Origin of the sequence: Embleya sp. NPDC059213 (genome assembly GCF_042754445.1) — a bacterium.
Lineage (GTDB): Bacteria > Actinomycetota > Actinomycetes > Streptomycetales > Streptomycetaceae > Embleya.
The window spans coordinates 1-14,760 of the sequence record NZ_JBHZAV010000218.1 but is presented as its reverse complement, the minus strand read 5'-3'; the positions used below and the strand labels follow the sequence as shown (position 1 = coordinate 14,760).

General features: G+C 71.3%; 10 protein-coding genes and 1 pseudogene. 5 read left to right on the top strand and 6 right to left on the bottom strand.

Annotated elements, in window-relative coordinates; translation table 11 throughout:
- The first annotated feature begins 356 nt into the window (after positions 1–356).
- Together ACFXMF_RS41765 and ACFXMF_RS41760 are read left to right on the top strand one after the other, a co-directional pair.
- Positions 357–689 carry a hypothetical protein gene (locus ACFXMF_RS41765; protein ID WP_360321300.1) on the top strand — a complete coding sequence of 111 codons (333 nt, stop codon included), beginning with the start codon at positions 357–359 and terminating at the stop codon, positions 687–689.
- A gap of 61 nt (positions 690–750) precedes the next feature.
- Positions 751–1,596 (top strand): isocitrate lyase/PEP mutase family protein, encoded by an 846-nt coding sequence (locus ACFXMF_RS41760; RefSeq protein ID WP_360321303.1) that lies wholly within the window; start codon positions 751–753, stop codon positions 1,594–1,596.
- Positions 1,597–1,615: 19 nt separating this feature from the next.
- Here the strand turns inward: ACFXMF_RS41760 and ACFXMF_RS41755 are convergent, their stop codons facing one another.
- From ACFXMF_RS41755 to ACFXMF_RS41745, 3 genes and pseudogenes are all read right to left on the bottom strand, one after another.
- Positions 1,616–2,899 (bottom strand): DUF3533 domain-containing protein, encoded by a 1,284-nt coding sequence (locus ACFXMF_RS41755; protein WP_379992285.1) that lies wholly within the window; start codon positions 2,897–2,899, stop codon positions 1,616–1,618.
- Positions 2,900–3,456: 557 nt separating this feature from the next.
- Positions 3,457–5,427, bottom strand: a pseudogene (locus tag ACFXMF_RS41750) (M4 family metallopeptidase); the annotation flags it as partial.
- Between the two features lie 312 nt (positions 5,428–5,739).
- Entirely contained in the window at positions 5,740–7,392 is a 1,653-nt protein-coding gene (locus tag ACFXMF_RS41745; RefSeq protein ID WP_379992283.1) for a CocE/NonD family hydrolase, read from the bottom strand.
- A 231-nt stretch (positions 7,393–7,623) separates the two neighbouring features.
- On the opposite strand from ACFXMF_RS41745, the gene ACFXMF_RS41740 reads away from it, so the two are divergent.
- Complete coding sequence (locus ACFXMF_RS41740) at positions 7,624–9,084, top strand: carboxylesterase/lipase family protein (protein ID WP_379992282.1); 1,461 nt, start codon at positions 7,624–7,626, stop codon at positions 9,082–9,084.
- 69 nt (positions 9,085–9,153) lie between these two features.
- Here the strand turns inward: ACFXMF_RS41740 and ACFXMF_RS41735 are convergent, their stop codons facing one another.
- Positions 9,154–10,197, bottom strand: a complete 1,044-nt coding sequence (locus ACFXMF_RS41735; RefSeq protein WP_380017779.1) for a P1 family peptidase — start codon at positions 10,195–10,197, stop codon at positions 9,154–9,156.
- A gap of 268 nt (positions 10,198–10,465) precedes the next feature.
- Here ACFXMF_RS41735 and ACFXMF_RS41730 point away from each other — a divergent pair, with 268 nt between their 5' ends.
- On the top strand, positions 10,466–11,197 hold the full coding sequence (locus tag ACFXMF_RS41730; RefSeq protein WP_360321318.1) for a spermidine synthase: 732 nt from the start codon (positions 10,466–10,468) through the stop codon (positions 11,195–11,197).
- 123 nt (positions 11,198–11,320) lie between these two features.
- Here ACFXMF_RS41730 and ACFXMF_RS41725 read toward each other — a convergent pair whose 3' ends face one another.
- A complete protein-coding gene (locus ACFXMF_RS41725) occupies positions 11,321–12,223 on the bottom strand; it encodes a serine hydrolase (RefSeq protein WP_379990057.1) in 903 nt (300 codons plus the stop codon).
- 49 nt (positions 12,224–12,272) lie between these two features.
- Positions 12,273–13,121, bottom strand: coding sequence for a M55 family metallopeptidase (locus ACFXMF_RS41720; RefSeq protein WP_360321324.1), 849 nt, complete (start codon positions 13,119–13,121; stop codon positions 12,273–12,275).
- 256 nt (positions 13,122–13,377) lie between these two features.
- Here ACFXMF_RS41720 and ACFXMF_RS41715 point away from each other — a divergent pair.
- The coding region (locus tag ACFXMF_RS41715) for a serine hydrolase domain-containing protein (RefSeq protein WP_380021103.1) at positions 13,378–14,760 on the top strand (1,383 nt) is incomplete at its 3' end.

Sequence of the window (14,760 nt, the reverse complement as noted above, 5' to 3'; positions counted from 1 at the left end):
CTCCCGAACTCCCTCGGGAGCCGGCTGCGAACCCTGCTCCGCGCACCCGACGGCGCCCGGTCGATCAGCCGATCGATCGGGCGCCGTCGGCCCACGGAGCGGACGCGGGCATCCGCATCATGAGACGCGTTGGACGACGCGGAGCGGGTGTGCGAGGTTCGACCTCATGCGACGTCGGATGATTATTACCGGCAGCGTGCCGACACCGGGCTGACCAGGACGACCACTTCCCTGCGGCCCACCGTCCGCACGCAGACCTCTCGCGCTTCGCGAGGGGTCTTTCTGTTTTCCGGACCTCCTTCCGATCCGCACGAGCACTCGATCCCCTCGATCCCACCTCGACAGGAGCCCGATCCATGGTTGACGACGGCACCCAGGTCCTCGAAGTCACCCGGTCCGCGGACGTCGCCCCACCGCCGGGCGACCCCGGCCCCGTCGCCCTGCCCGGCGACGAGGACGCCGGCCACGCGCGCCTGGTGGCCCGGATGCGACACGGCCGCGGCGTGCTCGCCCGGGTCGCCTCCACGTTGAACAACCACGGCGTGCGCCGACTCAGCTACGTCTCCACCGAGTTCGGTGCGGCCACCGTCGAGGTCACCGTGAGCGCCCGGGACGCGGCCCGGGTCGAGGCGAGGCTTCGCCGGATGGTCGAGACGCTGGAGGTCACCCGGGCGGTTGGCAGAGATTGACATGAATCACCCGAGATCTCCATACTGCGGCTGTAGTCGATTGACTACACATGGAGAACTCGTGCTCTACGGAAGCGCCTTGCGGGACGATCTGGCCCGCGCGGAGACCACACCCCTCGTCGGCATTCACGACATGTACTCCGCGTCGCTCGCGGCGCGACATTTCGACGGCTTCTTCGTCTCCGGTTTCGGCTTCGCCGCCTCCTATTACGGGCTGCCCGACATCGGCTTCATCGCCTGGCCGGACATGGTGGCGTTCGTCGAACGCCTGCGACTCGCCTTCCCCCGGCAGCACCTCCTGGTCGACATCGACGACGGCTACGGCGACCCGGAGGTGGCCTGCCACGTGGTGCAACGGCTGGCCCGGGCCGGGGCGTCGGGGGTGATCCTGGAGGACCAGATGCGGCCCCGGCGCTGCGGCCACGCCGACGGCAAGCTGGTGCTTCCGCTGAGCGAATACCTGGACAAGCTGGCGCAGGTGCTGGACAGCCGGGGCGACCTGGTCGTGGTCGCCCGCACCGACGCCACCGAGCCGGACGACATCCTGCGCCGGGCGAAGGCACTCGCCAAGACGGACGCCGACCTGGTCCTGGTGGACGGCGTGCGCAGCGTCGAGTGGATCCGCCGGATCCGGACGGCGGTCGGCGACAAGCCGCTGCTGTTCAATCAGATCGCGGGCGGCAAGTCGCCGCGCCTGACTCTGACCGAACTGGCCGAACTGGGCGTGGACGCGGCGATCTACAGCACGCCCTGCCTGTTCGCCGCGCACACCGCCATCGACACCGCGCTGACCGAACTGATCCGTGCCGACGGCCGATTGCCCGCGGCCGACGGTCCGGACGCGGTCGGCGTCCGGACCGCGACGGCGCTGCTGGAGCGCAACATCAGCCGCCACCACCCGTCCTGACCGCCGCCGGTTCGCACGACTATTCGCTCTTCGGCGCGATCCGGTGCAGTTGCCTGCGGTCGTAGTAGGTGGTCATCGCGAAGCCGAAGGCGAGACCGGCCGCGGCGCCGAAGGCGATGCCCAGCCAGGCCCGGGTCAGCCCGGCGTCGGCGCGCGCGTCGAAGTACAGGATCGCGCGCACGCCGTCGCTGAGTTGGCGCATCGGTTCGAACACGGCCAACACCCGGTAGAAGTGCGGCAACGCCTCCAGTGGGATGGTCGCGCCGGAGGACGGCAGGGCCAGCACGATGAAGACGAACATGCTGACCAACTGGCCGATCCCGCCGAAGGCCGCGTTGATCGCCTGCACGCCCAGCCCGACCGCGGTGGTCGCGCAGACCGAGAACACCCACAGCAGCGGCAGATGGGTCGCGTCCATGTCCAGGATGCCGATCGTGGCAATCATGATCAGGGTGGTGGTGAGCATCGACAACACCGCGGACATCGCGCTCTTGACCGCGAGTTGATGGGTGCGGGTGATGTGCACCAGCGGCCGTTCGGTACGCCACGGGCCGATCTCGCTCGCCACATAGCCGAGCGCGACGTCGACCCCGTTGCCGATGACGTTGCCGCCCAGGAAGCCGGCCAGCACCAGGAGCAGCGTGTAGTAGAAGGCGGTCAGGCCCAGTCCGCTGTGTGGGCCGATCGGGTGACCCACCGCGACGGCGACCGCGATCGGGTCGGCGAGCAGCAGTCGGGACGCGGTGGTGGCCTGCCCCGGCCCGCTCGGCGGCACGGCGGTGAGCGCCGCACCCAACTGCAACGAGGCCGCGTGCAGGGCCTGTTGGGCGATGCCGGTGGCCAGTGACGAGGCCAGGCTGCCCGCCCCGGGGTTGGTCAGCACGGTGACCGTGGGGCGGGTCGGCGCGGCCGGCGCGGGCGCTCCCAGCGCGGCCACCGACGCGGTGAAGCCCGCCGGCACCACGATCGCGCCGTACAGCTTGCCCGAGCCCATTTGTTGTCGGGCCGAGTCCTCGTCCATGATCCGCCAGGAGACCGCGTGGTCCGGGTCGGGCGCGGCGGCGATGCCCTCGGTGATCCGGGCGCCGAGGTTCTCCGTCCCGGCCGGCGCGCCCTGATCGGCGTCGACCAGGCCGATCGGCAGGCGATGCAGATCCGTGCGCGGGTTGAGGATGCCGCCCATGTAGAGCATGGACAACAGGAAGGCCAGTACCCCGACGATGACCGAGGGCATCACCCAGATCCGCGGATTGCGCAGCACCCGAGACGCGCCGACCCAGGGGGTGGACTGGTTCGAGGCCATCACTCTCCAGAGGGGCCGAGGGCGGACCGGCCACCCGCGCGCAGGCACGGCGACGGGCGGGCCGCCATGGGCGAGATGGTCGCCCGGTCCGGGGCGGACCAAACCCCGGCTGCGCGGGACGGGCGAACGCCCGTATCGGGCCCGGGAGCGCTGCGCCGCCGGAACGGCGAAAAGCCTCGCTCCCGGCGTGGGGCGCCGGAAGCGAGGCCGTCATCGGTCGCGCGTGATCAGGAGATGCTCACGTCGTCCACGAGGAACGTGGTGGTCAGCGAGGAGTCCTCGGCACCCGCGAAGGTGAGGGTGACCGTCTGGCCCGCATAGGCGCTCAGGTTCACCGTGCGTTGCACGTAGGCACCGGTGGCGCCGACGTTGGAATAGGTGGCCAGGGTGGTGGAGCCGATCTTGATCTTCAGAGTGTCGTAGACCGTGCTGCCGGTCTCCTTGGTGGTGGTCTTGATCCACACCTTCAGGCTCGGGGAACCGGCCGGGATCGTGATGTTGGACTGGCTCACGGTCTCGGTCGCGGTGGACCCGTAGCCCATCATCCACGCGTACCAGGAGCCGCCGTGCGCGGAGCCCGGGTTGCTGTTGGTGATGTCGTTGGCGCTTTGCGTCCAGTTCGCGGTGCCCTGTTCGAAGTCGCCGTTGCGGATCGAGTTGCCCGGCGGCGCGTTGCCGACGGTCAGCGTGTACTGCGCGGTGTGCGTGGCGGAGGGACCGGTACCGGTCACGGTGATCACGTACGTACCGTTCGCCGCGTTCGCGGCGGCCGTCGCGGTCAGGGTGGCGGAGGCGCCGGACTGGACGGAGTTCGGGACCACGCTCACCGAGACGTCGGCGGGCTGACCGGTGGCGGTCAGCGCGACGGTCTGTGCCGCGCCCGAGGTGATGGTGGTACCGACCGTGGCCGAGACCGAGTTGCCGGCGAGCACGGAACCCGAGTTCGGGGTGACGGCCATCGAGAAGTCGTTCTGCCCGGGGCCACCGGTGCACGTCGGGTCATTGGGCTGCGCGGGCACGCTGATCGCGTCCCAGGCGGCCTTGGTCTTGTTGAACAGCGCGCAGGTCGCGTCGAGGGTCTTGGCCGAGTTCAGCGTGGCGGTGCGGTACTTCTTGTAGGTCATGCCGCTGGTCTTGAGCAGCATGCCGCCGTAGAAGACCTTGCCGGCCTGCTGGATGCCGACCCCGGTGAGGGTGGTGTTGTTGCAGGTCGGGCTGGTGGGCTTGCCGCCGCCCGGGCTGGTGCCCTCGGCGAGCAGGTAGAACCAGTGGTTCAGCGGGCCGGCCGCCGCGTGCTCCTCCGTGTTCGGGATGGAGGAGCTGTAGCAGTCGGGGTCGCCGTTGGTGGAGGGCTTGTACATGTAGCGGATCGGGCCCTGGCCGACCAGGTTGACGGCTTCGCCGACGGTGTAGTCGGGGACGTCGTACGGCGAGGGCTCGTTGGTGTACGCCTCGGTCAGCGCACCCATGATGTCGCCGGTGGACTCGCCCAGACCCGGCTCGGTGCCCGCGCCGCCGGGGGTGAACTGGTCGATGCCGTGCCCGAATTCGTGGCCCACGACGTCCATCGAACCGATCCACTGGTTCGCCTGGTTGTGCCCGATGGAAACGGACGAGCCGTCCCAGTAGGCGTTGACGTCGTTGAGGCCGACCTTGACCGGCCAGCTCCCGCCGGTACCGTTGTGCCCGTTGCGACCCAACCAGTCGCGGAGCATGTTCCATTCCTTCTGCGCCGCCCACATGACGTCGGCGCAGCCGGTCTCCTTGCTGGACGCCTGGCCGTTGCCCCACGAGTCGCTCGACTTGGAGAAGACCGTGCCGTTGGCGTAGTCGGCGCAGGTCAGGCCGGGACGGTTCGGGTCGCGCAGGGAGTACGTGCCGTTGTTGTTGGTCGTGTCGATGGTCAGCGGACCGGGCCCGTTCCACTGGCTGTTCGCGCTGCCGGCCTTGACGTCGTCGACGGTGTCGAGCACCGTGCCCGTGCTCGCATCGACGAAGACGTGCAGCCTGCTGGGCGCGGTCGCGGTACGACCGGCCAGGACGGTTTCCCAGGCCAGGTTGCTCTGCCCGTCCTTGACCCGGACGACCAGGCGGTGCGACTCGACCTTGTCGACCGAGGCGAGCCTGGTCCTGGAGGTGGCTTCCGCCGCCGCCGCGTCGATTCGCGCGGTGGTGTTCGCCGCGATCCGGGTGCCGGTGGCGGATTGGGTCGCGCGGACGCGGCCCTGGCCGTCGGCGAGCACCACGGCGTCGCCGCCGACCACCGGGATGCCCCGGTAGGTGCGCTCGTAGGCGACCGAGTAGAGGCCGTTGACCCAGGGGGTCACCGCTTGGCGCTGATACTGCTCGTCGGGACCCTTGGCGAGAGAGTCCAGACCACTGGCCGCGGCCCGGTCGGCGGCGGAGACCGCCAGGGACTGCGAGCCGGGGGGAGGCGGGTCGGCGGAGGCCGACTGAGCGGTCGAGGCGACCGTCAGCCCGGCGAGTACGGCCAGAACAGTCCCGGCCGTCACCGTTTTTCGATTCATCGAGGCTCCTTGAGTGGAAGGTAGACCTCGACCACGAATCCGGCCTTCGCCGTGCGTGTCCGCAAGGAGAGCGAACCGCCGCCGAGTATGGCCGCCGGGTTCGTGCCCGATCGGCAAACGCTCACACGGTGGGACGGCCCCGTTCAATGCGCCGTCGAGCGGTCGGCAAAATCTGTCAAATGCCTTCTTCCGCACCAGAGTTGCCCAGGACGGAGAATGACGGCCGGGAGTCGGTCGACGGGGCCGCCCGGCGCCCGGCGCGCCTTCGGAGAGGCACGTCGGGCATCGGGCGGTCGGTGCGATCGGCCCGGATCAGCCCAACGGGAGATCCAGATGATGCGGGTCCGATTCGGTGGGGGCGATGGTGATGGTGCTGCCCTCGACGGTGGCGGCACCGTAGAACGGGTCGATGGTGTCGACCACCAACATCACCCGGTGGCCGGCCGGCACGTTGTAACCGGTGGCCTGGAGTTCGATGTCCACCGTGACCGATTCGCCGGCCTCACCGAGGAGCCGGGTGAACGGCGCGTGCGTGATGATGTGGCCCAGGCCGCGCGGACCGACCGCGAACAGGTAGGCCACCAACGTCGATTCCGGCGCGTCGACGGTGTAGGTCAGGTGCAGCCGGGGGATGCCGCGCAGCGGTGTGACGACGGGCAGCGGCGCGGTGACCCACACGCCCGCGTTCGCCCGGTCGATCTTGCCGGTGCGGTAGACCCTGGGCAGACCGGCCAGTTCGGCGAATCCGGAGAAGATGATCGCGTCCGCGACGGTGGCCCGGGTGTCGGTGCCGGCCCGGAAGGTGACGTCACCGTCGCCGCTCGGCTTGTCGGTGAGCGTGCCGTCGCCGCCGTTCTGCGGCGCGGACAGGTAGAGGCGTTCGGTGCGTCCGGTGACCGCGCCCCAGGTGGACCGTTCCTCGATGGGGCCGTGCCACATGATCTCGGAGACGACCTCGCCCTCGGTGTCGATGTCGTTGTCGACCCCCTTGAGATAGTGGTCGAACCACCGATGGGCGTCCTCCCAGATCCGGTTCGGCAACCCGACGATGCCGGTCGCCTCGGGGCCCGAGTGATCGCCGATCGACATCAACAGCCGCTTGGGACCGGTCAGTCGGTTGAACGTCTCCAACATCTGATTGCTTGGGAACAGCGTCTCGTGCCACGCGTTCGCGAACAGCACCGCCACGTCGTTGTCGTTGATCTGCTCGATGTAGGTGATCGGTGAGCGCGGGACGGCCCAGGCCAACGTGTCCGGCACGTTCTCGTTGTTCAACACGTCGGCGAATACCTGCTGGGTCTTCTCGCTGAGCCTGGCCTTGGCCGCGGCCTTCAACAACGCGGCGACCGAGGCGACATGGCGGGTGTCGTTCTCGTAGAACGCCTTGCCCAGGTCGCCCCACGTGCTGAGCGCGGCGACCGCCTTCACCCTGGGTTCGTGGGCGGCGACCAACTGGCTGATCCCGGAGCCGTAGGAGTCGCCGAGGAAGCCGACCGAGGTCGGCTCGGTGCCGATCTGCTCGATCGCGAAGTCCAGCGCCGCGATGCCGTCCTCGATGTCCGGGGTGCCGGCCACCTCGACGTGGCCACCGGATCCGGCGAAGCCGCGGGCGGTGTAGGCCAGGACGTCGTATCCCTTGAGGGCGAACCGGATCGCCTGTGCCACGTAGACGAGCCAGCCCGCGTCCGTCCACGGCGAGGGCATCACCACCACCGGCCGGGCCTCGCCGTCGCGGTGCGCCCAGAGCGCGCCGTCCAGCGACACCTTCGTGCTCCCGCCCTCCGGCGGACGGGGAACGGTGACCCGGCGGAAGTCGACCCGGGACCGAAGCTGCTCGATCTCGGCCGCCCGCGCGGGCGCGAGATGACTGGTGTCCCCGGTCTCCAGGGCCTCGGCGATTCGCGCCAAGGCCGCCTCGTCCAGTTCCGGATAGAGGGTGGTCGGTTGCGGTTCCTGAGAACTCACGTCGGTCCTTTCCCACTTCGTCGGATCGAGCGCACGACGTCGACGACACACCATGATCGCAGTGCGTGCCGACTTCAGGACACACTGTCATTTCATGGTGCTCCGCGAGGGGAGTATGGGAGGAAAATCCGAAGTGGGAAACAGCCGTTCCGGTGCGCCGGCCCCTTTCGCTACCCTCGGCCGACCTGTCGGAATCGACGAGCGGGGCGGCCCGCGGATCGGATGGCCAAGATGAGCGTTCCCCCGGAAGTCGAGACAAAGCGGCCGACCGTGTCGATCTCCGCCGGACGGGTGCGCGGCACCGCCTCGGACGGCATCCACCGCTTCCTCGGCATCCCGTACGCCGCCGCGCCGGTGGGGCCGAGACGGTTCGACCGGCCGGTGCCGCACCCGGGTTGGTCCGGTGTGCGGGACGCTGATTCGATGGGGCCGACCGCGCCGCAGGCGCCGTATCGGGGCGGCCTGGAATCGCTGCTGCCGACGGTGACGGTCGAGGGCGACGAGGTGCTCAACCTGAACATCTGGGCGCCCGCCGACGCGACCGGTCTGCCGGTCATGGTGTGGGTGCACGGCGGTTCGCTCGCACACGGCGCGAACGCGCTGCCCGGATACGACGGCAGCACCTTCGCCCGGGACGGCGTGGTGTTCGTGGCGCCGAACTACCGTCTGGCGTCCGAGGGTTTCTCGGTGCTGGCGGGTGCGCCGCGCAATCTCGGACTGGCCGACGTGCTCGCCGCGCTGCGCTGGGTGCGGGCCGAGATCGCGGCCTTCGGCGGGGATCCGGAACGGGTCACCGTGTTCGGCGAGTCCGCCGGATCGATCCTGCTCGGTGCGCTGATCGCGCATCCCGAGGCCGAGTCGTTGTGCACCCGGGCCATTCTGCAGAGCGGCATGCCCGGCGCCGTCCCGCCCGCGCGGGCCGGGCGGATCACCCGCCTGGTGGCCAAGCGGCTGGGCCGGGCGGCCACCCGGGAGGCGTTCGCGGACGTGCCCGCGGCCGAACTGGTCGCCGCCGAGCAGGCGGTCACCGCCGGCGGCAACCCGATGACCGGCGGCCCGGGCTTTGCCTTGGCCGTCGGCGAGGACCCGGTGCCGGTCGAGCCGTTCGCCGCGCTACTGGCCGGCGCCGGTTCCGGGATCGGGCTGTTGATCGGCTCGAACGCCGAGGAATACCGGTTGTGGTTCGTGCCCACGGGCCTGTTGCACCGGGTCGGGCCACTGTTGTTCGCGGGCGCCCGGCTGAAGTTCCGGATCGGGCGCCGGATCCTGGCCGTGTATCGGGCCGAGCGGCCTGGCGCCTCGCGCGGCGAACTGCTGGGCACGCTGGCCGGCGACCTGCTGCTCCGGCTGCCGATCAACCGGCTCGCGGATGCCCGGCTGGCGCGCGAGGCACCCACCCATGTCTACGAGTTCGGCTGGCGCAGTCCGGCCCGCGATCTCGGCGCCGCACACGCGATGGAACTCCCGTTCGTGTTCGACGGCCTCGACCTGCCCGACTGGCGGGCGCTTACCGGAGACGCGCCGCCGCAGCGGTTGGCCGACGAGATGCACGCGGCGTGGGTGCGGTTCGCCAAGACCGGCGACCCGGGCTGGGAACCGTGGGACGTCCGGCGCCCGGTCCGGGTGTTCGACGCGCCCGAATCGAGCACGGTGCTCGCCCCGCGCGAGGTCGAGCGGGCGGTCTGGCCCTGAGCGGTGCGGCACGTCCGGCCGGGTGGACGGCGACTCACCCGGCCGGGCCCGAGCCGGCGCGCCGCCGGCTCAGCCGAGGGCTCGGCGGACGGCCGCGTGCGGCAGCGCGTACGCCCGCTGCCCGGCCGGGGCGTGCACCGTCTCGGCGGCCAACAGGGCGTCCAGGACCGCCTCTTCGACGGCGTCCATGGTCGCCGCGAACACCGTGTCGAGCAGCGCCGAGGGCAGCGGCTCCATCGCGCGCGGCGGCGCGGTGGAGAAGGCCACCGCGCAGTCGCCGCTGCCGTGCGCGAACGCCGCGCCGACCCGGGCCAGGGCGAACACGCCGCGGCCGGCGATCCGGGTCGACTCGCGGGTGGAACAGGGCAGATCGGTGGCCACCACGATCACGCACGAACCCCGCCCGCGCACCGGCCCGGCGGTCGGCAGGCCCAGCGAGACGGGCCGCACCGACTGGCCGCCCAGGCGCAGTTCGCCGGACATGTTGGCCTGGACCAGGACGCCGACGGTCGCCTCGCCGGTGTCCGTCGGCACCCGGCGCGACGCGGTGCCGATGCCGCCCTTGTAGCCCAGCGCGCACGCGCCGGTGCCACCACCCACGTTGCCCTGTGGCACCGCCCCGGTCGAGGCGGTGTCCAGCGCGGCGTGCACGTGCGTGGCGGTCAGCGCCCGTGGTCGCGCCCGGGACAACCAGGTGTCGTCGATCTCGCCGACCACCGGGTCGACCGAGGCCGGCGGCGGGTCGGCCCGGGCCGGCCGCCAGGTCAGCAGGGCGTCCGCGGCCCGACAGGTGGACTGCGTGGAGGTCAACAACAACGGCGTGCCCAGTCGGCCGAGTTCGACCAGTGGGCCGGCTCCGACCAACCCCGCGTGGCCGTTGCCGACGAACAGCCCCGCGCGCAACGGGCCGTGGGTGTACAGCGCGTCGGGCACGATCGCGGTCACCCCCGAGTACAGCCCCGCCGCGGCGTCGCGCAGCGTGGTGTGGCCCACCCGAACGCCCGCCACGTCGGTGATCGCGTTCCACGTCCCGGGGCGCAGTCCACCCGGTGCGTGGCCGTAGTCGCGGATCCGCGGCCGCGGCCCCGGGCGATCGGTCGCGAGTGCGGTCATGGTCGGGCTCCAGGGGTCGGTTCCGCCGGCATTCGCATGACGTCACTGTGCGCCGCCGCCGCGACGGGTCGCACCGTCGCCGCCGACGAAAGATCGGCCCCGACTCCGTGGCCCCCGCCAAGCCGGCGACACGGTGCGCGGCGGGCGCCGACGTGCCTCGCGTCCCGCGTCCGGCGTCCCCGTGTTCCGGCGCCGTGCGGTCCGCGCTCTATAGGCTGACCACCCACTGGCGCCGGAGAGCGGCACCGACACGGTTGAGGGTGCACGGATGAGCGCGCGTTTCGAGGAACTCGACTGGCGGCCGACGCCGATGGGCGAGATCAGCCTGCGCCGCAGGCGGGATCCGGCCACCGGCGAGGACGTGTACGAGGTCAAGCTCGGCGACGAGTTCCTGATGTCCAGCCTGTTCACCGCGGGCGAGATCGCGCTGACCCGACTCGGCCTGGCCGCACTGCCCGAGGGCGAACTCGACGTCGTGGTGGGCGGGCTCGGGCTCGGTTACACCGCCAAGGCGGCACTGGACGACCCGCGCCTGCGCAGCCTGATCGTGGTCGACGCGCTCGGCGAGGTGATCGACTGGCATCGGCGCGGCCTGGTGCCGTTGGGCCTCGCACTGGCGGACGATCCCCGGTGCCGGTTGAGCCAGGGCGACTTCTTCGCACTGGCGGGCGATCCCCGGGGGTTCGATCCGCAGGAGCCGGGTCGCCGCTTCCACGCGATCCTGCTGGATGTCGACCACTCGCCGCGGCACGTGCTGCACCCCAGCCACGCCGCCCTGTACCGGCCCGCCGGACTGCGCGCACTGGCCGATCGGCTGCATCCGGACGGGATCTTCGCGTTGTGGTCGAACGACCCGCCGGACGCGGAGTTCGGCGAGGTGCTCGGCCAGGTGTTCACGGACCCGGTCGCGCACGTGGTCGACTTCGACAATCCGCTCCAGGGCGGTACGTCGACCAACACCGTCTATGTGGCGCGAAAGGCGGGAGACCCCGCGTCCTGACCCGGCGGGACGGCGAGCCGGGCCGGGACGCGGGGGTCCCGGGCGTGTTCCCGAGCCCCCTCCGGAACACGCGCGGATGCCGTATCCGGCGACAGGGCACGGGTCGCCGGATACGGCATCGGGTCAGCCGCGCAGGTGGTCGATCGCGGTGCGCGCGGCCAGACCGATCGCCGCGTCGGCACGCGGGAGCCGGAAGCCCATCGACTCCGAGCGCAGGAACACGCCGACGGCGTAGCGCTTGCCGTCCGGGTATTCCACGACACCGGCCTCGTTGCGCACGCCCCACAGGGTGCCGGTCTTGCCGGACACCCGGATCTCGTCCCCGAACGCGGAGGAGAGCCGGTGCGGCCAGATCTGTCGGCCCATGATCTCGCGCACCTCGGCGCACGCCTCGACCGGACCGGCCTCGTCCCGCCAGATCGCGGCGAGCAGTTTGGTGATCTCGCGCGGGGTGGTCGAGGCGGTGCGCTCGGGATCGCGCACGCGCAGCCCGCGGCACTGGTCGGGGGTGAGCGCGGCCATCTTCTCCTGGGCGTCCGCGGCCGTCGGGTCGATGCCCAGATCGAGCATCACGGAGGCGAAGAGTTCCTTGCACCCGGTGACCGAGGTGTCCCGGCAGCCCAGCTCGTCCAGGGTGGCGCGCACGTTCTCCCGGCCGACCAGCCGCAACATCACGTCGGTGGCCGCGTTGTCGCTCATCGTCATCATCATGTGGGTGAGGTCGCGCGCGCTCATCTCCACGTCGTGCCGGCAACCGTCGGTGCCGATGCCGTCGCCCTCGCGGTCGGCGTCGGTGACCAGGTGGCGGCCGGCCCGATCGAGGCGGCCGTCGGCGGCCTGGCGGGCGTACTCCAGGGCGATCGGGATCTTGAAGACCGAGGCCAGCACGACCGGCGCGTCGCCTTGGTACTCGACCTCGCCGTCCCCGTCCAGTTCGCGTACGTGCAGATAGCCGTCCACGTCGGCGGCGTCGAAGACGGCCCGGATGCTCTTCGCCGGCTCGGCCGGCGGTTGCTCGCTGCTCATGTGCACTCCGTGAATCGTCGGCCGACCCCGGGGGGCCGGTGGTGGTGGCTCAGCGCTTCGCGGACGTGTTGGGCAGGTGGGTGGCCGAGGTGTGCGCGGCCACCGCGTACCAGATGTTGACCAGGTCCATCAGGGCGTTCGGGTCGGGCGCCGCGCACCGCACCGTCAACAGGTCCAGCCGCTCGGCGCCGGGCACCAACGCGGCGAACTCGGCGGCCAGGGGGAGTTGGAAACCCACCTCCAGGACCAGTTCCTCGGGCACCGGCAGCGCGCGCAGCGAGGAGGCGTTCTTGACCGCCAGCGCGGCCTGCTCGCGGATCAGGTCCCGGGCCAGGGAGGGGTGCATGGTGTCCGCCGCAGCCCAGCCCTCGGCCGACTTGACCTGCGCGGTGACCACGCCGGGGAATGCCTCCGCGGCCACCGAACACACGTGGTTGTCGCCGGTGACCAACCCGATCGGCACCCCGTGCTGGGCCGCGAGCAGCGCGATCACCTCGGCCTCGGTGACCTGGCGACCGCCGAGTTTGACCGTGGTGAAGTTGCCGGAGAAGGTGTGCGCGAGCACGCCCGGCTCGCCGGCCGCCGCGTGGTAGCCGACGAACAGCGCCACCGCGTGTTGCGGGCCCAGCCCCTGGGCCATGCACTGGGCCTTGGGGGAGCCGAGGATCATCCGGGCCCGGGGGTCGAGGTCCTCGGCGATCAGGTTGTCCATCGTGCCGTGGCTGTCGTTGATCAGTACGCGGTCCGCGCCCGCCGCGAAGGCGCCCTCGATCGCGGCGTTCGCCTCGCCGGTCATCAGGTGCTGGGCCCGCGGGTAGCCGCTGCCGCCGCGCCAGATCTGGTCCAGCGTGGCGATGCCCGCCACACCTTCCATGTCGATCGAGATGTACACGTCCATCGGTCACTCCCGCTTCGTCGCGTTGCCCGTGCCGGTCCGGTTCGCGCGCGTCCTGCGGGAAACCGGTGCGGGCGGTGCGCGGACCGTCGGCGGCCTCTGCCGAGGATTCCGGGAAGCGGTACCGCTCGGCGTCGGTGATTCGGACAGGTTCGGGGGCGGTTCTTCGTCCCGGACGACGATTCACGCCATTCGGGCGCTGCCTACCGTGATCGTCCTCTGCGGCACTCGCCGCCGCTTTCCGAGGAGGTATCCCACGATGGGACGATCCGAGGTGTCCGGGCCGGTCGCCCGGACGCTGCCGACGCCGGAGTATCTAGCGACCCGAATCGGTGAGCTGGCCGAGCGTGGCAACATCCCCGGCGCCAGCGTCGCGGTACGGATGGGCGACGAGACGGTGACCGCCGCCACGGGTGTGCTCGACGTGGAGATCGGCTACCCCGCGACCCCCGACTCGATCTTCCAGATCGGATCGATCACCAAGGTCTGGACGGCGACGCTGATCATGCAGCTCGTCGACGAGGGCGTGCTCGACCTGGACGCCCCCGTGCGGACCTACCTGCCCGAGTTCCGGCTCGTCGACGAGGCCGCCGCCCAGGTGGTGACGCCCCGTCAGCTCCTGTGCCACACCGCCGGTTTCGAGGGCGACCTGTTCGACGACCACGGCCCCGGCGACGACGCGGTGGCCAAAATGGTCGCGGGACTGGCCGACGACGCGGGCCAACTCTTTCCGCCCGGCGAGATGTTCTCCTACTGCAACAGCGGCTTCGTCGTGCTTGGCCGGATCGTCGAGGTACTCACCGGGCAGACCTGGGAGGCCACCCTGCGTGAGCGGATCGCGATCCCGCTGGGGCTGACCCGGGTGGCCACCAACGCCAACGAGGCGCTCCTGCACCGGGTGGCGATCGGGCACGGTGCGGGGCCGGACGGGGTCCCGGTCAAGGTGCCGGCCTGGGAGGGGCCGCGGTCCAACGCGCCGGCCGGCTCGACGCTGACCACCACCGCGACCGACCTGGTCGCCTTCGCCGCCGCGCACGTCGCCCGGGGACTGTTGCCGGACGGCACGCGCCTGTTGTCCGAGGCGTCCGCGCTGGCGATGCGCGAGCCGCAGGTGCACGCGCCCGACATCGGCGCGGTGGGCACCGTGTGGGGGCTGGGCTGGAACCTCTTCGACTGGGTCGGCGGCCCGGTGATCGGCCACGACGGCGGTGCCATCGGGCAGAGTGCGATCCTGCGGGTGGCCCCCGAGAGCGGCGTCTCGATCGCGATCCTGACCAACGGCGGTGACCTGGGGGTGATGTACGACCTGGTCCGCGACGTGTTCGCGGCCAGTGCCGACGTGGTGGTCCCGGAACCCGTCGCGCCGCCGGTCGACCCGCCGGTGGTGGACTCGCGCTTCTTCGTCGGCCGCTACGCCTCGCAGGCGATGGTCTACGACGTGGTCGAGTCCGAGGAGGGACTCGAGGTCACCATGCGGGCGATCGGTGTCGCCGCCGAGATGGCCGGCGGCGACCACGCCAAGACCGGCAGGCTCGCGGTTCGCGACGCCCGCACCCTGATCGAGGTCGAGCCGCAGGGCGGGCGACACACCCAGTACGCCTTCCTCGGCGACGGCGACCGCGCCGACTTCCTGCACATGACC